Consider the following 24,033-nt stretch of genomic DNA (forward strand, 5'->3'; position numbering starts at 1 on the left):
TTCAAAAAGATACTTGATAAAAAGACAAATCACCATTACTTTATAAAAAGTATCTTTCATAAAAGATACTTTTTATAAAGATAGACTACAACGAAAGGAGGCACCAATGACACGCACACAACGAATAGCGACGTTAGCCATTACGGCATTAGCGCCCATGGTCTGGGGAAGCACTTACATCGTCACCACTGAACTTCTGCCTGCCAACAGCCCTTTGTTAGCATCGATGCTGCGCGCTTTGCCTGTTGGGATAGTATTGGTGTTGTTTTCTCGCTCGATTCCAAATGGAAGTTGGTGGACGAAACTGGCCGTACTTGGCCTACTCAACATCGGATTTTTTTTCTACTGCCTATTTTATGCTGCCACATACTTACCCGGAGGTATGGCAGCTCTGATTATGTCCATCCAGCCTATTCTGGTTATGGGACTGAGCGTGGTTTTGTTGAGAAACACATTAACGTTCACGCAAATAATCGCTAGTGGTTTGGGGATAGGTGGCATCGCCATGCTTGTGGTCAATAACCCAGGTCAACTCAATACCTCGGGAGTTGTCATGGGGCTGCTCGGTACCGTTAGCATGGCGCTAGGCGTGGTGTTAACGAAAAAGTGGGGGCGACCTTCAAACATGTCCCTGCTGAGCTTCACTGGCTGGCAACTGTTGTTTGGAGGGCTGATGCTACTCCCTGTCGCCATCAGTACAGAGGGGTTACCCCAACAAATCACGTTAACAAATGTTGTCGGTTACAGCTATCTGGCAATTGTTGGCGCCATGCTCGCCTACTCACTCTGGTTCCGTGGAATTGAAAAGCTCAGCACAGTGTCTGTCTCATTCCTTGGCTTTCTCAGCAGTGTATCTGCTGTGGTCCTCGGTTACTTGATCCTTGGTCAGACTCTGACCTGGGTTCAGCTTATCGGTGCCCTAAGCGTATTAGTTTCAATTTTGCTGGCAGCCTCAGCCCCGACCTATTCAGCAACTAAAACAAACACATCATTTATTAATAGTAAAAAGGAACTCGCATGAAACTTACCATTATCTCAGGCAGCCAGCGTGCTGAATCACAAAGCCTAAAAGCAGCCCATTATTTATCGACGCTGGCAGAGGCTGATTTTACGAATATCGATATTCTCGATCTCCACCAGCTCAATTTACCGTTATGGAATGAAGGCGTATGGACAGGTAGTGAGGAATGGGCTCCTTGGCGAAAGATTGCCACCCGGCTACAAGACAGTGATGCGTTTGTTTTCATCACTCCAGAGTGGCACGGTATGGCAACACCAGCTCTAAAGAACTTTTTAATGCTATCGACTGCTAAAGAGATGGCACACAAACCTGCTTTAGCCGTCAGTATCTCGGCGAGTGTTAATGGGGTTTATCCTATTAGTGAGCTTCGTTTAACCGGCAGTAAGAATAATCACGTGTGCTTTATTCCGGATCACTTAATCTTTCGCAACGTGGAAAGTCTGTTCAATCCAGATGGGAGCGTAAATGATGTGAACTTTCATGTTCGTAGTGAGTACACGATGAAGCTGTTATCCGCTTATGCACATGCACTAAAGCCAATACATCGGGATATGGTGGAGGCAGGAAAGCCATTTCAGTATGGGATGTAAAAAGAAGTGAAACATTCTTGAGCACATTCAACCGTGCTCAAGAATTTAAGCTATTTATCAGCCTTTAGCATTCGGCTGATAATGATACCTTTCGATGTTTTCACCAGTAATTACCTGGATTTCAAAAGGCTCACTGGTATCTAAACCATTGGTCGCAAGTTTGGAATCGTTACGCCACAGGCGTGATGGGTAATCCATATTTGGAACATCTCCTACAGCATCAAATACACCGAGCTGTACGACTTTTCCATCTTGCACTAATTTAACTTTGTACAAATCGCGGCTAACCGAGTTAATTGTTTCACCGTATACTCGTACAATAAATGCACCATTCGAATAAAGAGAATTTAATAGCTGAGTTTGATGCTCAACTTTCTCTTGCGACCACAGACCACTTTTCGCCTTTTTAGTGTATATCCCTTTTGATTGCTCACGAGAAATATACTCAACAGATGTCACCATAGATTGAGAATGATCGAACGCCATATTATAAGTAGTGTTATTGACATCAATCTCGAACTGTTTATTTAGGTTATTCGCATCCTTTTGTATAGACGTGCTTGTGCTCTGACAACCAGTTAGTGCGACTAGTACTAAAGCACTAACTATAGAGCTTCTAAACATTGTTACTCCAACAACTGACAATTTAGTTATAAAACGCGGTGATTATACATATTAACAACTTATATAAAAGTCATTTATGGGAGCAATCTAATACTTATTAACTAATTAGTTGACAAGGTGAATATAATTTCGATGTTATTTTGAGTGATGTGTTAATAACATCATTAAATTTGTTCAATCTGTTTCCGATTTCAAAGCCGCCCAAGAAGAAGGATCCCCTTCTAACGTTAGTGGATGTAACGACAGATTGGGCTTTGCATAGCTCAGTCGATACAACCTTTGAGTTACATGGTAACTATCCAGTCCTGAGATTGTGACCGCTTCCATCGATTCGATGTCGACGTATCCATCTGGTTGTATAAACTGATCCGGTATCAGTATTTCCTCCACTTCTCCAATAATTAAGCATGTATTATTTGCAGTGATATCAATGTATTCACTGAGCTTTAAACCGATTTTTAAGTTGCTCTCCAACACATATGGAGCGGGGAAACGCTCAGAAAAATACGGTGTTAAACCTGTCTCATCAAACTCTGACTGTGCTCTCGAGTACCGTGCTGATGTTTGATGTGCTGCTCTTGCAATGTCTGATTCGACTGAGTTAATGGAGAAAAACCCAGACTGCAAAACATTCTCGAGAGTGTGCCTGTCAACGGTATTTGGTCTGCTGACAAAACCAAGAAGAGGAGGAGAAGAACCTATATGCACAACAGAGCTGACAATTGCGAGATTGTTGTTACCAAATTTATCTTGGGTTCCAATCAAATTGGCGCTTTTAAATCCCGACAAACTGTTTATTAGCCTAGCTCTCTTTCGCTCATCCATGGCAGTGATTTGAGATTTGGTAAAATTTTTATCTTTCATTGAACGTTATCTAAACCATTTAAGACATCAGAATTAACAGGCACGCAGCTAAGCGGCTAAATAGGAAAGAATCAGAAACAGTATTGCAGTCACTATCAAGGCTGGCTTCAACATAACGTGCTCCAAGAATTACAGAGATATAATCCACTTTTACGGTTCATTTATCCCATTAGATCAACTGCTTCTGACATGAGTGGACAATATTCTTTTTGCTTCCAAAACGACGTCTTCTTTCTTCTTCCATGCCCAAAGTCTGTCCCTCGCTTCCCTGCCTGCTGTATCAAGATCAATGATGGGATTTAGGTAAATGCTAGATCCTTCAATGTCGTACATTAGCGCTTCCATTGCACTCATCTTCCAAGGTTCAAAAAGCAATGAAATCGGGACGTCTTTAAGTTCTGGCACCCATTTTTTAATGAACACTCCATCGGGGTCATGGTCAATTGCTTGCTTGGTCGGGTTATAGATTCTTATTGTGTTGATACCTGTAACGCCGGACTGCATTTGAAATTGCGCGTAGTGAATACCAGGTTCAAAGTCCAGAAATAAAGACGCGAGATGAGCGACTCCGTTACGCCAATCTTGAGCCAAATGATGGGTTAAAAAACTGACGAGCATCGCCCTCATCCTGAAGTTCAGATAACCAGTATGCGCGAGGCATCTCATACAAGCATCAACCAAAGGATAGCCAGTATTACCCTCTTTCCATGCTATGAGATGATCGTTGTTTATCTTGGCTGAATGTTGGATCAGTGATTCATAACCTCGATTGACGCATCTGAATTCCATCTGATGCTCCGACTCAAATTTTTGAATAAAGTGACAATGCCAATGCAGTCGTGAAGAGAATGCAATTAAGCTTCTTCTCATTCCTTTGTCGTTCCAGTGACTCAGTAGAAACTGATACACCTCACGCAGTGACAAATTCCCCCAGGCCAAATAAGGCGACAATCGTGAGCACGCCTCCCGGGAAGCAGAAGGGCTAGAGATAGAGAAATAGTAGTGCTTGCCCCTCCGAGTAAAAAAGTCATTCAACGTTGCCCAGCCTACTTTAACACCCCCAGTCTGAATACCGGGCACCTTACTCAACCATGCTTCAGGAGGAGTGAAAACAATGCCAAAATCATCGTTGAGATTTGGAAGAAGAGCGTCAGCACTCAATGCGTTAGATTCGATCGGTGCGCGCATCACCCTCTGCCAATTCTTATCCCAATGTTGTCTTTCCTTACAACCTCTTACCACAGCACCATTAGCGAACTCATACCAACTAATTTGGCGTCCTTCACACCATTTCAAAACCTGTTTGTCTCGCTGAAATGTCACGTCTAGACCAGTTTCTTGGTGCGAATAGAGAGCTTCGATCTGAAATTGTTTCGCCATCTTTTCAAGAAAACTCAGTACATCACATCCACCAACCATCACTTTGGCATTGAAAGGCGCTAAATGGCCGTTGATGTCACTGAGTGACTGCCATACAAAACGCCAATGTCGTTCGGAGTAATGTGCGTTTGCTAGAAGGTCTGGTTCGAACAGATAAAAAATCAGAGTTGGGGTATCAGAGCATAATGCTGCATTAAGTGGCGCATGATCCGTTAGTCTCAGATCGCGTTTCAACCAGACTAAGTTAATCTTTTTCATAGGATTCCTCGTATCAAAGACTTGTACGAACAATCTGTATAGCAATATCAATTATTTTAGATAATTACTGGTGGGCACCATGAAAATGAGTTTGAGTAAGCTAGAGAAGTTCTTCTTCATCGATAAATTGATCATTCATTCTCTGGATTTGTCACTGTATCAAGCATCTGTCGTTATAGAAGGGCAAGAATATTATGTATCGGATGAGCGGGGGCAGATGCTGAAAGCTCTATCTATCGTTGAAATGCAAAAGAAATGTTCAAAGCTAAATGTCACTAAACAATACTTACGACACACAAGCGCCTATGACGAGATGGTGGGCGGTCCTACAAAAGGATCCAGCAACGCTCTGGAGGTTCTATTGTTGGACAATGAATACTACTGAGTTGACCAATTACCATTATAAATCAACAGCTCTGCGAATAACCTCAATCATGACAATCAGCGCCAGTCTGAAAATATCTAAACATTAGGACAATGCAGTATAAAGCCAGTCAGGAAGAATTAGACAAGCAGAAATAGAGACGATGGCAAACAGCAGCAAACCATAATGGCTGATGTTAGGCGTTGCAAAAAGATGCTTTTGATTTCGAATAAAAGACGCCTGTTGAGAGGTAATTCGCCCCCAGAATCGACTCGCTATTACGCCAAATACTAAGAAAACAACAGTGCCTATTGGCGCAAACCAAGGCCAAGCCACCTCTGCATACATTGCTGCAAACACGGCAAATACACTGGCAATACTGCCTACAATCACCCCTATCTCGTTCGACCTAGACCAAAACAAACCAAGCACAAAAGAGCCTAGTCGAATACCAACAAAAATGGACGTAAGGCTGGCAATAGTTTTCAAAACAGATTCATTGGATACTGCCAGCAACGCAGGCACGACGACCATCGCCGCAGCAAGAAGGCTCGTCTTACGTGCAACTGACTCGTAGTGCTGAGCTGTTGCGTCGCGTTGAATAAAACGTTTATAGATATCGAATGTAACTACTGTCGCCATCGAGTTGTAAGTAGAGTCCAACGTCGACATCGCAGCGGCAGCCAATGCCGAAATAATCAAACCTACGACGACTGGATTTGTATGATTAAAAACGAAATCTAGAATCACTTCATTACTATTATCAAAGCTTTGATCTTGATAAAACACACTGAGCAATACGCCGATCAAGGCAAAAAAGAGGTAAATGAAAAAGGCGCCATACCCACACAGCAGCATCGACTTCTGCGCAGTGTGTTCATTTTTGGTTGCCAATGTTCTTTGAATAATGAGCTGATTGGTGCCATAAACACTTAAATGTAGAAAGCTCACAGCAACCACCCCAGCCCATAACGTTGTATCAATGCCCAGATCAAAGTCTGCATTAATAATATTGAGCTGCTCTTTCGAAAGGTGCTCTGCGGTATTTATGTCCATCAGTAAGATAACCAGTATGGCAATACTTCCAATTACTAACACCACAGATTGAAGCATGTCTGTCCAGATGACTGTTGATATACCACCCGCATAGGTGTAGCAAGCAATAAAAAGACTGATATAGATAATAGCTTCGGAAATAGAAACGGGCAGAACCTGGACAAGAATCAGGGCGACGGCATACAGGATCACGCCAGCAGAAATACACTGAACAATCAGAAACACCATTGAGTTGATCGTTCTGGCATAAACACCGAAGCGCAGCTCTAGATACTCATAAATTGAGGTCAGACCGAGCTTATAGAACACTGGAACAAAGAAAATAACCGCAAAGAAAATTACGATGGGATAGTTGAGGTGGATACTCATCGCTTCCATACCTGAGCTGTACACCCAACCTGGCATTCCTACAAACGTCATTGCGCTAATGTAAGTCGCGAGAATCGAAACCCCAGCAGTAAACCAACCAAACTGCTTATCTCCAGTAGAAAAATCCCCACCAGCACGGCCACGTTTATTAACTAAGTAGCTGATCAGTATGGTTATAAATATATAAACAGCAACAATTGCAAAACTTGAGTACGTAACCATTTTTAAATTTAACCTGATAGCATAGCGCCGTAAATCACATACTCATCATACTTAAAAGGATCTGATACTAGGTATTTCTTCACCATTACTGTGATTACTGTCACTTGATTTGATTACTTTGCGCACAGTAACTGTTAGAACACTCAAAATGGCGATCTTGATCACCAAAAACACAAATTGGGTACGCACTCATTTTAAAGTTGATTTTGATCACGGATCTAATCACAGCAAAAAAACTATGATCCACAGCGAAATACAGAGTGGTCAGATCCGAGAACGATCGTTTTAATTCTGACTTACAAAACTAAAAAACCGAGTAAAATAGAGGTTTATCGGTCATGAATTCGAAAAAACACATGAGCGAAGTTCCTATAATTCAAAGGGTCACCGCCTATCTAGCGATACTAGTCGGATACTTTTTCTATTGTTATAACTTTGTGATTATTGACTACGTACGCCCATATATTGTTGAAGCCTATGGCGGCATTAGCCTGTCTGATACTGCTCAATTCTACACCTGGCAGTCAGTAGGCGCGCTGATCGGGGCGTTGAGCTGTGCCTGGTTTGCGACCAAGTTTGGTAAAAAATCAACTTTGATTACCATCACAGCTCTAAACGGCGGTGCCACCATCATCAATATGATGTTTACCGACTATACAACCTGGGCAGCGATGCGATTCATTATTGGATTATCGTTGGGTGGCTACTTCACGGTGGCAGTCAGCTTAATGATTGGCCTATTTACCCCAACGGTTCGAGGTAAGCTAACGGCATTTGCTTCATCGATGTTCTCAGTCGCTCTGATGGTGATGGGGGCTTATGCAGCGTTCATTTCCAGCATTAATGCTCCATGGGAAAGCTTGATGTGGGTCGGCGGTATCCCTCCATTAGTCGCCGCACTAGCGATGATTTTTGTTCTACCAAGTGACAAAAAGGTCATCGCCTATGGTGAAGAGGAGCAGGTTTCTGAATCAGGCACATCCACTCCAGCTAAACAAGGTTCTTGGGGTGAAATGCTCAGCAGACCCTATCGAACCTTGACCATCAGCTGCATTTTGTTGGCGGGCCTTAATTTCTATGGTTTCCAATTCTTCAGCGGCTTCGTAACCACTTACCTGAAAGAAGTTCGTCAGTTTGATGGAGCCACTATCGGAGTCATCTTCTCCATTTCTGCTTTTGGGTCTCTATTTGGCGCCTGGGTTTGGGGAGCAATCGCCGACAAATATGGACGAAAGGTTAACGCATTCGGCTTCATCCTCGCAGGCGTGATGGCTTCTGTATTCTTTATTGCGCCGAGTGACGTCATGATCGGGAGCCTGAACATGCTGGCTATCCTCGGTTTAATCTACAACTTCGGCTTATCTTCGTCAGCAGTATGGGGTGGCTATTTCTCTGAGCTATTCCCTGCCCACCTTCGCAGCTATGGCGCTGCTCTGTTCCATGGTGGTCGAATCATCGGCATGTGGGCGCCAATGGTATTGATCTTTATTCAGGAACGTACCGACCTACAAACTGCTATGTGGGGCTCACCGATTGTATGGATTGTCGCAGGCTTGCTCTGGCTATCACTGCCAGAAACCTTGAAAGGTGGCTTATTCGACAAGAAGAAACGAACGCAAGCCGCTCAAGCATAACTGAATCAGATTTTCCGGCTTGAACATTGGGCTGGTTCCAAAAACTTTTCGAGTCCTGTTCCAACATCTGGCTCGACGTATCAAGAGAGCAAATTATGGCTAAATATCAAGAAGCAAAACGCGTCGTACGTGATTATTTCAACGCAATGGAAAACGCGACTCATGAGAATGTTGCAGAAGTACTAAAAGCACATACCTCAGAAGATTACTTGTGGCGCGGAGTCTACCCTTTCCGCGAGCAAGAAGGAGTTCAAGCTGTCGCCGAGGTTTTCTGGGCGCCGTTGATGAAATCAATGACACGCATGCAGCGCCGTCAGGATATTTTTATTGGCGGTAACAACGAAATCAATCCTGATGAAATTTGGGTAATGAGCATGGGGCACTTTATGGGCCTATTCGATGCAGAGTATCTCGGGATGCGCCCAACAGGGAAGATCATGAACGTTCGCTACGCTGAGTTTAACTGCGTAGAAAACGGTAAGATCACAAAAACAGGTTTGTTCCTCGATCTGCTTGGCGTGATGGATCAAGCTGGCTGTTACCCACTTCCTCCTTCAACTGGTCAGCATTTTGTTTATCCTGGGCCACGTAATCATGACGGCCTGCTATTTGAAGATGCCCAACCGGAAGAAGGCCAAGCAACTCTCGACTTGGTTAACAAAATGGTCGATGACCTGTCTTCACTGAACGATAGCGGCGCTATGGGTTGCCCACCAGAAGTTCTCGAAAAGAGTTGGTCAAAAGACATGATTTGGTATGGTCCGTGTGGTATCGGTGCTTCTTACACAATTCCGCGTTACCAACAACAACACCAGTTGCCATTCCGCAATAACTTGAAGGACAAGAAGTTCAACGGCCACGTTTGTCGATTCGCAGAAGGTAACTTCTCTTGCTTCTTCGGTTGGCCAAATCTTTCCAATACGCCAATTGGAGGCTTCCTTGGAATGACAGGTGGTGAAATCCGTGCTGACATGCAGGTGGTTGACGTGTATTACCGTGACGGTGACAAACTATCTGAAAACTGGGTCTTGATTGATCTTCCATACTGGCTGAAACAACAAGGCCTTGATGTATTTGAGCGCACTCAAGCAATCCTAAACCCTTCTCTATAATTAGTCCTCAATGCCTGAGCAACTCTTCGCTCAGGCATTGAATCTCATCCGACATACGCACTCAGAAACAAAGCTTCTTGACGCAACAAAGCTTTTGTTAATCTCATCGCGTTAAATTATCCATTTATCAGGTACTTTGCTTAAAGTACTCAATCGCATTCAAGGACGAATATGTTGGAGCAGGTTATCGGGATTTTATTCCCGGTTTTCGCGTTGGTTTTAGTCGGTTTTTCTGTTGGACGCTGGCTCAAACCTGACTTTCGCCCAATCAATCGCATCAATATGGATGCGTTTACGCCAGCATTAGTGTTTTCGTCATTAGTCTCTATGCCGTTGGACACCGAACAAGTCCCGTTGCTCAGCGCTTCATTAATCGCGGTACTCTTGCCGGGGGTTTTAATGATCCCCATCTGTAAACTTGCAGGCCTGCGTTATAAAGCATGGGCTCCCCCTCACATGTTCCGCAACAGTGGTAATCTGGCGATTCCACTCTTCACCTATACCTTCGGTGATACAGCCTTGGCATCCGCAGTGCTATTGTTCGTTGTTTCAGCCTGTATCCACGTGAGTCTTGGACTCGCGCTGCTAAGCGAAGGAAACCCTTTTAAGCAAGTCATTCGTATGCCGGTCTTTCTCGCTGCATTTGCCGCCATGGTGCTTAACCTAGGCGGGTTCGGTGTGTGGGAACCGCTTTATGAAGCGACGGCATTGCTTGGCCAAGCAGCAGTGCCAGTAATGCTACTTTCACTGGGTGCACAGATGTGTAATATGCGATTGAGCGGGCTTAGAGTAGGGATTTTCTGCACTCTTCAGTCTCTGGCAACGGGTGCGGCTGCTTTCTGGGTAATTTATACCTTTATCCCTCTGCCAGCCATGCAGTTACAAATGATGGTGCTGTTTACTATGCTACCGCCTGCCGTCATGAATTATATGTTTGCAGAACGATTTAACATCGAGCCGAATCGTGTGGCATCCATGGTACTGTTTGGCAACTTCTTCAGTATTCTAACCTTACCGCTATTATTGACTTTCGCTCTGTCCCTCGGCTGACCATTCTTCGGGATTAGTGAGCATTGTTTTCCCTTTGAATGTTTCAGCTCGGATGTCCTGTGGGTTATAAATGGCACAAGATTCCATCGATAAACAACCACAGCCTATGCAGCCTCCAAGGTCATCCTGTAATGCTTTAAGCTGTTGAATTCGATGATCCAGCAAATCATGCCAACCTGATGCCATGCGCTCCCATTGCTGACGATTGGGTGCTTGATGTTTAGGTAAATGAGACAGAGAATGGGCAATCTCTTCCAATGTCAGTCCGACTTCCTGCGCCGCTTTAATTACAGCGATTCGACGTAGCACACTGCGGTGATAGCGACGTTGATTGCCTTGATTCCGCCAACTGAAGATAAGCCCCTTCTGCTCGTAAAAGTGCAACGCAGAGACTTTTACCCCAGCACGCTTTGCGACCTCTCCGACAGTCATTTCCATATACCTCTCCCTCCTTTCTGCTATTTCAGTTAAATAAACACAAAAAAGCGCTTTACCTTAAGTTAACTTGAGGTTTTAGAGTAACACCAAGTTGGCTTGCAGTGGAGAATAACAATGCAATTAATTATGAAAAATAGAACAATGCCCTACTTGAGTGGCCGTTTCTTTGATGGAATTTCTTCCGGTTTATTTATGATGGCTTTACCTTGGGTCATGCTGGAAACGCCAGGCATGGGCCCTTTTGTGGCTATGGTTGCCTTAGCGTGTACAGCCATTTCTTTTTTCCTGACTCCTTTGTTTTCCACTCTTATCGACAGGCATTCAAGAAAATCGCTACTAGTACTGGTTCAGATTTTACAATCATCGACAGCCGCCATCGTCATGTTGGCCTACGGACTAGGCATTGAATCAAACTGGTTGCTGGCTACGGCACAATTAGTCTTCTGGGTTTCAAGCAACCTTGCTTGGACTGCAAACAACGCTTTTACACAGGAAAACTATGACCCACATGAGTACGCGGCGATTTCAGGCAAACAGGAAATTATTCTACAGGGTACTACGTTGGGTGCTGGTGCGTTGGGCGTTGTCTTACTGCAAATCTGGGGCATGCTCGAATTTGCGGCGTTTGCCGCGGCAGCATCTGGCTTATCAACGTTAAGCTATCTAGTGACGCCATATCGTCAGAAATTGCGTCAGAACAAAACCACATCCTTTATTGGCCAAATGAAAGAGAGTAAGGAGATATTCACTGCTCAGCCTCGCTTTTACGCATTCTTGTTACTCTCAGCATTGAGTTATCCGATCCTGACCTTCTTAAGCAAGCTGGTGCCGATCTGGTTTTCTGAAGCGGGGATCTCGGGAGACTGGTATGCAGGCTACAACATCGCCTTTGGTTTAGGATCATTGATGACAGGTTTGTTTGTCGCCAAATTGCTCAATCTGGCATCTCACCAGTCCACCATGCTCTACTCCATGGCCATAGCGTCCATAATGCTGATTGGCATGAGCTTCTCTGCTCACCCAGCATACTTATTGATATTCACTCTGTTTTTCGGTTCATTTAACGCTCTCAATCGCATTGCCCGAACCAATTGGATGCACCACACAATTAGGGTCGAGCAGAGAGGTCGAGCCGATGGCGGATTGCAGATGTTTGCGACCATGATACAGAGCGTCAGCTACACAGCAATTGCCTTACTAAGCCATTACGGAATCACTCAATATGGCTTCATGCTGGCGGCAGTCACTATGATAGGCGCAGTGTTAACGATGCATCAGCTCAATAAGCACGATGATATAGAGCCAGAAATCATCGTTCAGAACTAAAACACCATGATACAGCCTGAGAATTTCAGGCTGTATCGACAGAAAATATGGAAATACTCGCCTATAAGTAGGGATATCTGGATCTTTGGCCTAAATTTATTAGGTAGAACATTGAATATACCACCAAGGAGTTGGTGCATGTTTGACAGTCTTGCCGAAAAATTCAGTCAGTTTAATCCCATCCAGTGGATAATCGTTTTCTCCATTCTGGTTTCACCTGCAGCCCTCTATCTAATGTTTGCACAAGCGTGGATCGGGCTATTAGCACTCGTGCTATATCATTGCCTGATGCTGGCTATGTTTTATGCCTTAAGCCAGATGCTAAACCAAGTCCGAAATGCGGCTAGGCAGCTCTCAGAGGGGGATCTAACGGTACGTATTCCACTACAAGATCCCGAAGCGCGATCATTATCTCGGACAGTTAATCGCATCGGAGAAGATATCTCGCGTACCGTTCATGCCCTTGGTAAATCAACAGCAAGGCTGCTGGACGTTGCAGATACCGTGCAGAAAGACTCAGAAATATCGCAAGCTGGTGCCATTGGTCAAAAGCAAGATGTCGACAGCGCTAAAACCATCATCAATCAGTTGTCTGACATCACTCAGCAAGTCTCTGAACATTGTGAATCAACCGCGAATTTGGCGAACGAAGCCAAACTCAAAGCTGATCAGGGCTCACGCGATATGGTGGCGTTAGAGGAGGCACTCAACAGTGCTAACCAACATATTGATAACTCCAATGAACACTTCCAGTCGCTGATGGAAGAAACTACCCAAATCAGCCAAGTGATGGAAACCATAAGCAGTATCGCAGACCAGACCAACTTACTGGCATTGAACGCAGCGATTGAAAGTGCACGTGCTGGTGAGCAAGGGCGCGGTTTTGCTGTCGTTGCTGATGAAGTCCGTACTTTGGCAATGCGAACACAGGAAGCAACGGAAGAGATCCGAGATAAGATCAACAACCTACAAGCAAAGACCGATGACGTGCTTGAAACCATGAAGGAGAACAAAACCAGCATGGATAAATCGTTAGCGTTAGCTTCAACTGCTGAACAGTCATTTAAGGCGCTAAATCTGCAAATTGAAGAAATCCGCTCTTACGGCCAGCAGATTGCCCGTTCATCAGAAACGCAATTGAGGCAAACGCATGATCTCGACAACTGTTTGCAGCAAATCACGCAAGAATCGGACAATAACGTCCAGTCAACACGTGAAACTTTACGAGCCAGTATCACAGTACGAAACTTGTCGGGGGAAATTGATTCACTGCTGCACCGATTCGAAACCAATCAGACTCAGATTCAGCAGGAAGAGTCAAAACGCGACAAGCTGATGGAGTGGAATGAGCAGCTCGATATTGGGCTGGATGAAATTAACCGCCAACATCAAACCTTGCTGCACTTGATTAATGAGCTGTATTACTTACTCAAACACAATTATGGTCTCTCTTCGATCAAACGCGTGGTCCAAGGTTTGATCGATTACACGGCTAACCACTTTAAATATGAAGAAACTCTGTTTGCTCAGATTGGCTATGAGCAGACACAGGAACACATTGATAAACACGCTCAACTCGTCGATGAAGTGTTGGCGTTTCAAAAACGCGTTGAGCGCGGAGAAGACATAGGTGAAGAGCTGATGAGTTTTCTCAAAAACTGGTTAAGCCAGCATATTATGCGCGAAGATAAAGCTTACACCGATGCCTTTAAGCAAAACGGATTAAATTGAGCCGCTTACGCCATAGCCAAAACGAGCAAGATAGTGCCACACCTTTTTCACATTTTGCTCGTCAAACCCTTGCTGATAAATAGCGTGAGACAGCACATCAGGCGTAATCAAGTTATTTACGGCAATCTGCCTAGCCAATTCAATAAATTCCTCACCGCGGTATTCCGGAAAAGCAGAAAAAACATCCACCTCTGCTCGATAGCCTTCATGCCACTCGATTTTACAAGGTAACTCATTCGCCAGCTTCTCTATATTTGTCCCTTGGTAAATTGGGTCGAGTACAAGGGCATCAACGTCTCTATCAATGCGGATTTCACCATGGATATGTGCTTCAACATAGCGATCTAACTCGTCCGGGATGTCACCCTCTGCTAATGCAATCAGAGCTGAGACTTGCTCAGCGGTAGCAAAATCGTCAGGCTCATAGAAACTGTCTGGATAACAAAAAGTGGTGTGTTCCATAACATGAGGTTTCAGCCTATAATACGAAGAACCAAAACGAGGAGCGCCGCCAGCGACGCTTTCGATGAAATGAAGTGCGCCATATTTCGGACGAAGATGATCGCTGCTGTGATCGTATATGCCTTCAAAAACACGCTGCTCCCACTTCCAACGATCACCGCCATGAAACGCGGTCAAACCACCATTACTGGTGCCTGTTTGAAACTGAGACTTGAGCACGCCATCTTCCGTCATCGCGGACAATATAGGTCTCCCCTCTTTGGTCATTCGATCAGGGTGAAAGTTAATCGTGACGGGAAATGGACACAATGTATTCGCAGTTGATGACTTAGCGCGAATAACCTCGATGGCCCGGTTAATCAAATCCTCTTCTGAACATGGTTCGAATTTCTTGTCCAACCTTCCTCCTAGGCACGTGCCATTGCACGTATTTCTGCAATCTCATCTGCGTCAATCTGTAACGATTCAAGGAACTCCTGATGAGCATCAGGCTCCATTCGTTCAAATTGTTTATGCCAGTTAGCCATATCTTCCTCCGTCATGCCAGAACTTCTAAGCACATTGACCCAGCGCTCTTTGGTCAGCAAATTCTGGTCAAACAAAATCGGCTGCTCTAACAGAGTCAAAATCGCTTTTTGTTGCTGGCGCAGTGTCTGGATCTCGCGTTCCAAAGCAGTAAACTGATCGCGCAACGTCTGCTCTTGTTTATGCTCATCACTGCGGTCTAATAAAGGCTCAATTTCCTGAACCGGCAAGCCAAATGATCGGTAAGACATGATGCTTTCTAAACGCCGACGCTCTTTCTCCCCATACCAACGATAGCCATTGTCTGAGCGAGTGGCAGGCGTCAGCAAGCCAACACGTTCGTAGTACAGCACTGTGGTTCTGGAAACATTACACGCTTTGGCTAATTGAGTGACAGTCAACATAAGCAACCTTATGAAATCGTTTTGTTTTTATATAGCATAGGCAAGATAGCGCTGGCTATGATGATCATGGCACCAAGCATCGCCATCCAGTTCGGCATTTCAGAAAATAACCAGTAGCCAAACAGCAGTGAGTATAGGATTTTTGCGTATTCCACATTGGCAATCACATTCGCCTCACCATATTTGTAGGCGGTGATCCCGATCCATTGTGCAAAGGATGACAACACACCGACACAAATCAGTAACCCGAACTCCGAAGCCGAAGGCCATTGCCAGTTAAGTAAGCTGGGGATCAATGCCATCAAACCGACAAAAATCGCCTGATAGGCCAGCAAAGTGATCTTGGGTTCGACTTGAGCCACTTTACGAACACACACCACCGCTACAGCAGCCCCTAACGCGCCGACCAAACCTAGCCCGACATAGAGTAATGATCCTTGTTCAAAACTCGGCTGCACCACCAGCATCACGCCGATAAACCCGACGATAATCGTAAAAAGGCGTGATGCCGAAATACTCTCGGCCAAGAATAACCTTGAAATACAAGCAACAAACAACACTTGGGTAAAGCCTAATGCTGTCGCGTCTGCCAGCGGAATATTGCTTACGGTAACAAACCCAAGATACAAAGCGGTGAATGCGCCAAGAATGCGGAATGTATGTAATTTGAGTCTTTTGGGCTTTAGCAATACCTGAATATTGCTACAGATTGCGGGGGTGAGCAGTGCGACGAACACCAATTGGCGAAACAACAGGATCTGAAATACCTCTATAGAGTCGCTCAGAACCCGGACAATTACCCCCACAACCGTGAAAGTCGCCGTCGAGATCAGCGCGAGCAGGACTCCTTTCCAAGTGTTAGGTAACAATGAGAATCGGTTTCGCAGTGACTGCAACCGACCTGAGGAATGGGTAAGACTGGACAACATAGTAACCTCCATTCAGTGGACAAAACGGAAGGTTAATGCCTTCACCTATAGACGGGTCAATGGTGACTTTACTTCTATTTTTGAACTCACCTATCGTCTAAGGTACGGAAAACTGTATAATGCGATTAATTTTCATTATCAGGTAAGATACAGATGCAAACGATCGTTATTTGGGGCGCCGCAAGTGGGCTGGGGGCAGCGATGGCTGAACATTTCCACTCTCAAGATTACCAAGTGATTGGCATCGCCCGCAATCCAGAGAAAAACCCTCGCCTTGCTCAACTGGGCATCAAGACTTATCGTTGCGATGCCACCGTTCAGGAACAAGTCGACAGTGTAGTACGCCAATTGCCTCAGGGTGCCCTGTCTGTCTCTTCAATGGGCAGTTTTCGCGCAGATGTGCCTGTTGACTACATTGGCCATCGTCACTTAATCAATGCTATGGAAGCACACGGTCTGCGTCGATTCCTGTTAGTGACTTCACTTGGATGTGGTGATTCGTGGCAATACTTATCTGAGCGTTCAAAGCAAGGTTTCGGGGCTGCAGTGCGAGAAAAATCACTCGCAGAGGCTTGGCTAACTACCAGCCAGCTGGATTACACCATCTTACGACCTGGTGGCTTAAAAGACGGTGAACAGACAGGCAAGGGAGAGCTATCTCAGGCATGTGAGGTTCATGGCCTTATCTACCGAGAAGAAGTGGCTCGATTAGCCGAACAGTTGTTAAACGATGTCAGTAGCACCGGACAGATTTTCCAGTGCATTGATCCAACGTTAACCTATTAGTTCTAGATGTAACGAGCCTGTCAAAAACAGGCTCTATTTATTTTTTAGATGGTAGGTCGTACGCAAATCGGGTCAGGCGGTTTAACTCCTGAATCATCCCTTTAACGAACAAGAAATACATGGCAATACAGCCACCGCTAAATCCCCAAAAAAACTCTGCCATAGTCTGCTCCAGAAATGGATTGAGACCGCCATTATTCTTCCCGATAACGCAACCTCACTTCGATAAATCATCACTCCTACGACGACAGAAGCGCCTGGACCTCGTATGGCACAGAACGGTGAGAATCCTATCAACAAGATAAATAAAAAAGGTAAATAGTGACTATTTTTTATTTTTATTTGGACTTTTAGATAACGTGATGAGCGCCGCTCGCTCTGCATATAGCCTCTGAGTCATAGGACTGTGTTAGGTGGATGAACTGGTGAGGAAGAAAATGGTTTAGGTAACTTTTTTCCTATTGTTAGGATGGCAAAGGCTTCCCAAAAAAAAGAGCCTCGCGACTAGCAAGGCTCTTGATCAAACAACATTATTTAAGACAGCTTAAATCGATTCACGATACTCGATAAATGCGCATTAATGTCCGCAATACTGTGTGCATCTTCCAAAGCTTGCTGGCCGTTGCTGTCCAACTCACCAACAATATCGTTAATTGCACTCATATTACGACTCAACTCTTGGGTCACACTACTTTGCTCTTCCGCTGCTGTAGCGATTTGCGTACTCAGGTCATTAATCTCCGTGACAAAATCTGTCATTACGTCGAGACTTTCAGCGACTTCACCCGCACCTTCGGCTGTCTGACCACATTTGTCTTTGGTCGAATCCATTGAATCTACCACCGACTGACTGCCTCGCAGGAGACTGGCCAACGCCGACTCAATTTCTTCTGTACTGTCTTTAGTGCGACTCGCCAGTTTACGTACTTCATCTGCAACCACCGCAAAACCTCGGCCTTGTTCACCTGCACGAGCCGCCTCAATCGCCGCATTCAGTGCAAGTAAGTTGGTCTGCTCTGCGATATCACCAATGACACCCAAAATGGTATTAATACCATCGGTCTCTGCAGCCATCTTATTCACGTTTTCAGATGCAACACTGACATCATCCACTAAATCCTGCACGTTAGTCTGTGCCTGCGTCACCGTCACTTTTGATGCAGAGCCCGCTTCATTAGCTTTATGAGTGAGCTGAGCGGTATTTGCAGCGTCAGTCGCCATGGCTTCTGCCGTAGAGTTCATTTCTTCTATTGCTGTTACCACCTGTTCCGTTTCCTGAACATGGCTTTGAAGAATAGACGAGTTACGCTGACTCTGATCCCGCATACGGTCTACGTTACCATTGAGTTGATTGGTAGCTTCACTAATCTCCAACATCATTGATTGTAAGCTAGCAATGAACTTGTTCACACCTTCAGAAATCTGACCTAAGTCGTCATTGGTCGTGACCGTGATACGCTGGGTTAAATCACCATTACCTTCACTCAAACCAGCAATGGTTTCTTTGAGTACCAGAATTGGTCGATAAAGGATTTGCATGACAAACAGCGCGACAACAATACTGATGATGGTAGCAATCACCGCGGTCAGGATGGCAGCTTGCTTAGCGGAAGCCAGGTCTGCAAATGCAATGTCTTTGTCCAGACCGACGACAAAATACCACTTTTTACCTGCGATATTGATTTCATGGGAAAAGAACAGTTTTTCAATATCATCTTGGTGGCCGTCATAAACAACATCCGTCTGACCAATGGCTTTAGTGGCGACTGTGTTGAGCCAAGGATATTTGTCGGTCTTGTTGCCCGCCTCAACATTATCCATTGAAGAAGCCAAAATTGTCGTATCGCTATTCAAGATAACAGCAACTGCTCCTGGGATACTATTGGCGCTCTTAGCAATCTCATTAAGAAAACCCAGCTGCATATCGACGGAAATCATCCCACTTAAGGTCTTACGTACGATTGATACCCAGTACTCACCACCTCCGCTACCTTGATAAGGTTCAGTAATCGATGCTGTCGAGCTCTGTCGACCTGCCTGATACCATCCTCGGGTGGTGACATCACCCTCAAATTTGTGGTTGGGCCAAGTAGCAGCATCTTGGTTCCAATAGGCATCACCATTAGTAAATGCAACGACGGAGCTATTTAGATTGGTTGCATTAGCGATGATATGAGTGAGCTCAATAAAGTCATCAGATGTACCTGTGATTTCCTTATTTTCAAATTGCTTACCCAGTTTCTCTAAACCACCAACTTTCTCTCCAAGCTGGTCGGCAATTTTCTGCGCTTGCCCTTTCACATAGCTCTGGTTTGAAGCGGTAATTAACTCCACAAGTGTCTCTTCCTGCTTCACATAAGCTACGTAACTTGAAACAGACACTGATACAACCACCAGTGCAATAATGGACATGAGCAATAACTTTTTAAAACCCAGATTTCTCATTTCTTTTCGTCCCTATGCATCTTAAATTCATTCATCATAAACTTTCCATACACCATTCCATTAGGAGATACGCATGACCTAATCAACAAGTTTATTAATAGATTGTGGTAGGAATATGCCCAAACACCAAATTTGATAACTAATTGAAACAGCTTAATTGCATTCACAACAGCGATATATCCAAATATGTGAACCGATACACCAAAGTAAACAAATATCAAGTGTCTCACTTTTGAGCCAGCGCACTATATAAATATGTAACAATATGAATACAAAATATTCATGACAGAAATCAATTTTCAACTTTGGAACATTGAATAGCCTTTCTACTCACCTTCAAAATCAAAACATAAACTATAAGAATGGCTTAACGATGAAACTCAGCGATCTCACCGTCAAATATAAACTGGCGACCATTGTTGCCTTGGCAATAATTTTTATTGCGATGGCGTGTACCTATAATTTGATCCAACAACGGACAAGCTCCCTGAATGAGCGAGAAGACAAACTCAGTGCTCAAGTGGAAGCGACCGTGAGTTTGGTTCAGCACTATTACGATCAGAGACAAACTCTTGGGGAGGAAGCTGCAAAGCAGCAAGCATTGGACGCTATTAAAGCGCTGCGTTATGACGAGTCCAACTATTTTTGGATTCTCGACCAGAAGATGCAGGTGGTCATGCATCCGATTAAACCAGCACTCAACGGGCAAAATGCCGAGAACTTTAAAGACGGTGCTGGTAAATTTCACTGGCGAGAAATGGTCGCTATTTCTCAAACAAGCGCGCAGAAAGGATTCCTTGACTATCAGTGGAAGAGCCCGCAAGGCGAGCTTAAAGATAAGATTTCCTACGTCCAACTTTTCCCTGAGTGGGGCTGGATTATCGGTTCAGGTCTACTAGTGGCTGATATTCAAGAGGCATTTTATGCACTTGCCTTAAAGGAAGCGTTTGTTGCTTCTATCCTGTCAGCCATCTTGCTCGCCATGGGCTACACAATTTCAAACAACATCATCACGCCATTGCACCGATTGATCGATAACACCCACAAGATCGCGGATGGCGATCTTCGTGTACGCATGAATATGTCGAGGAAAGATGAACTGGGCGAAATGAGCCAGCAAATCGACAAAATGCTGAGCAAGCTTCAGGAAACTTTACGCACTGCGCACCAGTCAGCAGAACAGTCCAGTGCTATGGCATGTAATATTGCTCAAGCCAGTGAAGAGGCCGCAACCAGCGTAAATTCTCAACATGCACAGTTAGAGCTTTTGTCGACAGCAATGACTGAAATGAGTGCGACGATTTCAGATGTTGCAACCAACGCAGAGAACACCGCAGTGAGTACTAACAAAGTAGTCGAACACGCTCATCGCAATGATCAAACTATGCAAACCACTTCAAATACGATTGCGGAGGTGTCTCGCAATATTTCTACGGCTCATGATTTGGTGACGGACCTCCAAACTGGCGTCAACGAAATCAGCAATGTGGTCGGTGTGATTAGAGACGTTTCTGAACAAACAAACTTACTCGCCTTAAATGCCGCGATTGAAGCAGCCCGAGCAGGTGAACAAGGTCGTGGTTTTGCGGTAGTCGCTGATGAAGTGCGTAATTTGGCTAGCCGAACACAGAATTCCACCAACGAAGTCCAAGTGACGATTGAAAAGCTCATTGAACAAGCTGGTAGAACCTTTACGGCAATGCAAAGCAGCAATGAAAAAGTTGACGAAAGTGTCTCGGCATCGAACAAAACTCGCGAGCAGCTCGATGTAATAGTGTCAGAGATGCAGAATGCCAACGATATGGTGGCACAGATTGCTGCTGCTTCGGAACAACAAAGTACTGTGGCCACAGAAATGAACGAAAATGTGTCTGGTATTCATTTAGCCGCCAATGAGGTACTTCAGGCTTCTCATTCATTAGCTGAAGACAGTCAACTGATGGCTAACACAGCTGAACACCTCACAGACCAACTAAAATATTTTAAAGTTTAATCCATCGCGATCAAAAAGCCGCTGCCAGATGAATCTGGCAGCGGCTTTTTAGTGTTGGCTATTTTTACTTTTTAGCGTTGACTGCTTTTACGAAGATTTCCTGTGCACCTTCAACATTAAGTGCCTTCGCTTCTTCCAACAGACTGATTGCCTTGTTTAAGTCATTCGACTCAACCGCAGCGGTAATCGCCTGATGGTAGTATTTTTGAGTTTCAGGCTGTACAACTTCAACACTCTTTGCCATTGCTGGTTTGGTGTTGGTCTCTGCTGAGCTTGAAGAGCCCAACTGCTTGAAGAAGCCTAAGCGATCAATTGAAACTTCCACTTTGCCGTACTCAGAGTTTGGAATGGCAATATCTTTTACTTCTGGTAGATAGTTTCCGCGCCCCTCTGCATCTAATCTTGCTGGGTGGGCAACCATGGTCGCTTTGCCCAATTCACTCTTATCGGTGTAGACAATCAGGTAAACAGACTCAGTATGAGTTGGTGGAAAGAAATCAACTTCTGCAACTAAGCGGTTACCAAGATTCAGGCGAGGCTTAGTGTATTCAAATTTTTCGCTTCCGTAGTTTTCTAGCTCACGACCATTTTTATCGACAATTATCGCTCTAGGAACAAACGCCGTGTCCCCAATCATACTAGTGATGGTGATTGAGTACTCACCACGGTCTGCAGGTAATTCAAACATCGCAACAGGGCTGTTGATGTCTTGGTACTTTAACGTCTGAGACTTAGGGGTAATTTCTACGATGGTGCTACTTGGCAACTTCATCGTCACAGCCTGCAACGCAGAGATTGAGTCTACTTGCTCAGCTTGTGCAGTTTGAACTTGTTGGATTACTTCTGGGGATTGGCAGCCTGCTAGTGCAACGCAGCCACTAAGGACAAGGGCACGAAAATACATAGGGTATTCCTTATTTTATTTTTTTAAATACTCAGGGGAAAAGTGCTTAAAAAAATAGCCGACAATTGTCGGCTATCATAATCGGACTTAGACAATTAGGACAGTAATTTGTCTATTACCACCAAGCTTCTACCTGAACACCAACAACGTATTCAGAATCTTCGCCTGTACCAAACGCGTTGTCGTTTTCTGTATCAGTGATGTAAGAACCGTATACACGTAGTTCTGGACGAGCCCAGAAGCTGTCGCCCATCGCCCAACCTTGAGCCACAGTCAGTTTAGTGTTGCCGAAATCTTCAGTCGCAGTACCTGCAGAGTTGATCTTCTCACCTGAGTTTACACCCGCTTCAAAGATAGTACGCATTGTGTCGTTCCACTTATACATAGGGCGAACAACTACCGAGTACTGGTCAATGTCAAACTTAGAAGAGGTCGTATCGTTACCGATGTCGCTACCAGCTAAATAAGCTAGCTGATGGCCCATTTCCCAGTTTTCACCTAGGTTCATTACACCCCAGTTGATCAAACGGTAACCAGATGCGTCATTCTGTGAATCATTACCACGCTTGTAGTATGCACCAGAGCCCCAGAAGTTAGCCGCTTGAAGACCATAACCATTTGTACCGTATTGAAGTACTGTCTGGTTGAAGCCGTTAGACATACCTTGGTGGATAATCGCAGACGCTAACAGACCGTCGTCTGCCGCTTCAGTACCGTCAGCTGTTTCAGTAGAAAAGTTATAAGCTAGTGCTAGCTCAAGAGATGCATCTTCCCAAAGGCCAATGTTTGCAAGACGAGTATCCAGAATATAGCCTGCTGACTGCTTCACATCATTCTCACCGACTTTGATGGTACCTTCACCATCTTGAATGATTGCAACAGACAGTTTTTGGTTACCGACAGAAAGGTTCTCAATACCACCACCAGTACCAGACGTGTTTAGGAAGTAGAAGTCAGTGATGTGGATATCTTTACGTTGGTAGTAAGTTTTACCCGCCCACATGGTTGCTTCTTTATCTGATGCAATCAGGCCTTTTGCTTTAACAGCAAACTGTGCGACGTTTATATCTCCAGCTTCCCAGCCAGATTTACCATCATCATCACCTTTAGCTAACATTGATTCAACGCGCCAAGTTTGTTCACCCGTTTTCAGCTCTTCTGCGAAACCAAACTCGTAGTAGTTGTCGTTTTCGTTACCTAGACGACCAATACCGTTTTTGCTTACAGAGACATCACCACCAGTGTTGTCACTGATACCAGTGCCAGCACGGAAGTAACCATTGAAATCTACTGCGAAAGCAGAACCAGCAGCTAATGTCGCAGCCACTGCGGCAGCAATTACACTTACTTTTTTCATTTTTAACTCCATTTAGGGTTTATTATTCTTTTAACTCGCTCGTTGATTCGCTCTGAAAAGGCAGGAACAGAACCCATCAAAAAGAGAGGTAAGATGGGCTAAGCTATTTTGCCTAAACCCCATTTGCTTCAACTGCTGACAAGATTACCGATAAGGTTCAAGGATGACTTCCTCCACCTAAAACTTATT

General features: G+C 44.7%; 22 protein-coding genes. 10 read left to right on the top strand and 12 right to left on the bottom strand.

Going from position 1 to position 24,033, the window contains the following annotated elements; all coding sequences use genetic code 11:
- Positions 1-106 precede the first annotated feature (106 nt).
- Together IX95_RS11085 and IX95_RS11090 are read left to right on the top strand one after the other, a co-directional pair.
- A complete protein-coding gene (locus tag IX95_RS11085) occupies positions 107-1,021 on the top strand; it encodes an EamA family transporter (RefSeq protein ID WP_038159879.1) in 915 nt (304 codons plus the stop codon).
- On the top strand, positions 1,018-1,611 hold the full coding sequence (locus tag IX95_RS11090; RefSeq protein WP_038159880.1) for an NADPH-dependent FMN reductase: 594 nt from the start codon (positions 1,018-1,020) through the stop codon (positions 1,609-1,611). Before IX95_RS11085 ends, IX95_RS11090 begins: the two co-directional genes overlap by 4 nt.
- Before the next feature lie 57 nt (positions 1,612-1,668).
- Here the strand turns inward: IX95_RS11090 and IX95_RS11095 are convergent, their stop codons facing one another.
- From IX95_RS11095 to IX95_RS11105, 3 genes are all read right to left on the bottom strand, one after another.
- Positions 1,669-2,235: a hypothetical protein gene (locus tag IX95_RS11095; RefSeq protein WP_235202620.1), complete on the bottom strand. Its 567-nt coding sequence runs from the start codon at positions 2,233-2,235 to the stop codon at positions 1,669-1,671.
- Positions 2,236-2,409: 174 nt separating this feature from the next.
- Complete coding sequence (locus IX95_RS11100) at positions 2,410-3,099, bottom strand: flavin reductase family protein (RefSeq protein ID WP_038159882.1); 690 nt, start codon at positions 3,097-3,099, stop codon at positions 2,410-2,412.
- A gap of 174 nt (positions 3,100-3,273) precedes the next feature.
- Positions 3,274-4,737, bottom strand: a complete 1,464-nt coding sequence (locus tag IX95_RS11105; RefSeq protein WP_019275018.1) for a cryptochrome/deoxyribodipyrimidine photo-lyase family protein — start codon at positions 4,735-4,737, stop codon at positions 3,274-3,276.
- Positions 4,738-4,816: 79 nt separating this feature from the next.
- Between IX95_RS11105 and IX95_RS11110 the strand changes: the two genes are divergently transcribed.
- A complete protein-coding gene (locus IX95_RS11110; RefSeq protein WP_038159884.1) occupies positions 4,817-5,122 on the top strand; it encodes a DUF6482 family protein in 306 nt (101 codons plus the stop codon).
- Between the two features lie 84 nt (positions 5,123-5,206).
- Here the strand turns inward: IX95_RS11110 and IX95_RS11115 are convergent, their stop codons facing one another.
- Positions 5,207-6,748: a sodium:solute symporter family transporter gene (locus IX95_RS11115; RefSeq protein WP_038159887.1), complete on the bottom strand. Its 1,542-nt coding sequence runs from the start codon at positions 6,746-6,748 to the stop codon at positions 5,207-5,209.
- A gap of 338 nt (positions 6,749-7,086) precedes the next feature.
- Between IX95_RS11115 and IX95_RS11120 the strand changes: the two genes are divergently transcribed.
- From IX95_RS11120 to IX95_RS11130, 3 genes are all read left to right on the top strand, one after another.
- Positions 7,087-8,382: an MFS transporter gene (locus IX95_RS11120; protein ID WP_038159889.1), complete on the top strand. Its 1,296-nt coding sequence runs from the start codon at positions 7,087-7,089 to the stop codon at positions 8,380-8,382.
- Between the two features lie 95 nt (positions 8,383-8,477).
- A complete protein-coding gene (locus IX95_RS11125; protein ID WP_038159891.1) occupies positions 8,478-9,494 on the top strand; it encodes a nuclear transport factor 2 family protein in 1,017 nt (338 codons plus the stop codon).
- Between the two features lie 171 nt (positions 9,495-9,665).
- Positions 9,666-10,544 carry an AEC family transporter gene (locus tag IX95_RS11130; protein ID WP_038159893.1) on the top strand — a complete coding sequence of 293 codons (879 nt, stop codon included), beginning with the start codon at positions 9,666-9,668 and terminating at the stop codon, positions 10,542-10,544.
- Here the strand turns inward: IX95_RS11130 and soxR are convergent.
- Complete coding sequence (soxR, locus tag IX95_RS11135; protein WP_021455811.1) at positions 10,515-10,982, bottom strand: redox-sensitive transcriptional activator SoxR; 468 nt, start codon at positions 10,980-10,982, stop codon at positions 10,515-10,517. The two genes, IX95_RS11130 and soxR, sit on opposite strands and share 30 nt — an antisense overlap.
- Before the next feature lie 126 nt (positions 10,983-11,108).
- Here soxR and IX95_RS11140 point away from each other — a divergent pair, with 126 nt between their 5' ends.
- Together IX95_RS11140 and IX95_RS11145 are read left to right on the top strand one after the other, a co-directional pair.
- Entirely contained in the window at positions 11,109-12,308 is a 1,200-nt protein-coding gene (locus IX95_RS11140; protein ID WP_029236122.1) for an MFS transporter, read from the top strand.
- A gap of 138 nt (positions 12,309-12,446) precedes the next feature.
- Positions 12,447-14,039: a bacteriohemerythrin gene (locus IX95_RS11145; protein ID WP_038159895.1), complete on the top strand. Its 1,593-nt coding sequence runs from the start codon at positions 12,447-12,449 to the stop codon at positions 14,037-14,039.
- On the opposite strand, the gene IX95_RS11150 is transcribed toward IX95_RS11145, so the two are convergent.
- Genes IX95_RS11150 through IX95_RS11160 form a run of 3 tightly spaced genes read right to left on the bottom strand, consistent with a single transcriptional unit; the run spans position 14,031 to position 16,359 of the window.
- Complete coding sequence (locus IX95_RS11150) at positions 14,031-14,900, bottom strand: DUF3626 domain-containing protein (protein WP_051912549.1); 870 nt, start codon at positions 14,898-14,900, stop codon at positions 14,031-14,033. The genes IX95_RS11145 and IX95_RS11150 overlap by 9 nt on opposite strands.
- A gap of 8 nt (positions 14,901-14,908) precedes the next feature.
- Positions 14,909-15,430, bottom strand: a complete 522-nt coding sequence (locus IX95_RS11155; protein WP_038159900.1) for a MerR family transcriptional regulator — start codon at positions 15,428-15,430, stop codon at positions 14,909-14,911.
- Positions 15,431-15,438: 8 nt separating this feature from the next.
- Positions 15,439-16,359: a DMT family transporter gene (locus IX95_RS11160; RefSeq protein WP_235202621.1), complete on the bottom strand. Its 921-nt coding sequence runs from the start codon at positions 16,357-16,359 to the stop codon at positions 15,439-15,441.
- A gap of 153 nt (positions 16,360-16,512) precedes the next feature.
- Here IX95_RS11160 and IX95_RS11165 point away from each other — a divergent pair, with 153 nt between their 5' ends.
- Positions 16,513-17,145 carry an SDR family NAD(P)-dependent oxidoreductase gene (locus IX95_RS11165; protein ID WP_038159901.1) on the top strand — a complete coding sequence of 211 codons (633 nt, stop codon included), beginning with the start codon at positions 16,513-16,515 and terminating at the stop codon, positions 17,143-17,145.
- 37 nt (positions 17,146-17,182) lie between these two features.
- Here the strand turns inward: IX95_RS11165 and IX95_RS26945 are convergent, their stop codons facing one another.
- Positions 17,183-17,308: a hypothetical protein gene (locus IX95_RS26945; protein ID WP_268745323.1), complete on the bottom strand. Its 126-nt coding sequence runs from the start codon at positions 17,306-17,308 to the stop codon at positions 17,183-17,185.
- A gap of 371 nt (positions 17,309-17,679) precedes the next feature.
- Positions 17,680-19,590, bottom strand: a complete 1,911-nt coding sequence (locus IX95_RS11170; RefSeq protein ID WP_021455801.1) for a methyl-accepting chemotaxis protein — start codon at positions 19,588-19,590, stop codon at positions 17,680-17,682.
- Between the two features lie 373 nt (positions 19,591-19,963).
- Here IX95_RS11170 and IX95_RS11180 point away from each other — a divergent pair, with 373 nt between their 5' ends.
- On the top strand, positions 19,964-21,583 hold the full coding sequence (locus tag IX95_RS11180) for a methyl-accepting chemotaxis protein (protein ID WP_038159905.1): 1,620 nt from the start codon (positions 19,964-19,966) through the stop codon (positions 21,581-21,583).
- 64 nt (positions 21,584-21,647) lie between these two features.
- On the opposite strand, the gene IX95_RS11185 is transcribed toward IX95_RS11180, so the two are convergent.
- Both IX95_RS11185 and lamB read right to left on the bottom strand, forming a co-directional pair.
- Positions 21,648-22,487, bottom strand: coding sequence for a MalM family protein (locus IX95_RS11185; protein WP_019275957.1), 840 nt, complete (start codon positions 22,485-22,487; stop codon positions 21,648-21,650).
- A gap of 115 nt (positions 22,488-22,602) precedes the next feature.
- The gene (gene lamB, locus IX95_RS11190; protein WP_038159911.1) at positions 22,603-23,844 is read right to left on the bottom strand and encodes a maltoporin LamB; all 1,242 of its coding nucleotides are present in this window, start codon (positions 23,842-23,844) and stop codon (positions 22,603-22,605) included.
- Positions 23,845-24,033 lie beyond the last annotated feature (189 nt).

Origin of the sequence: Vibrio sp. B183 (genome assembly GCF_000740665.1) — a bacterium.
In the GTDB taxonomy this organism is placed as follows: Bacteria; Pseudomonadota; Gammaproteobacteria; order Enterobacterales; family Vibrionaceae; genus Vibrio; species Vibrio coralliilyticus.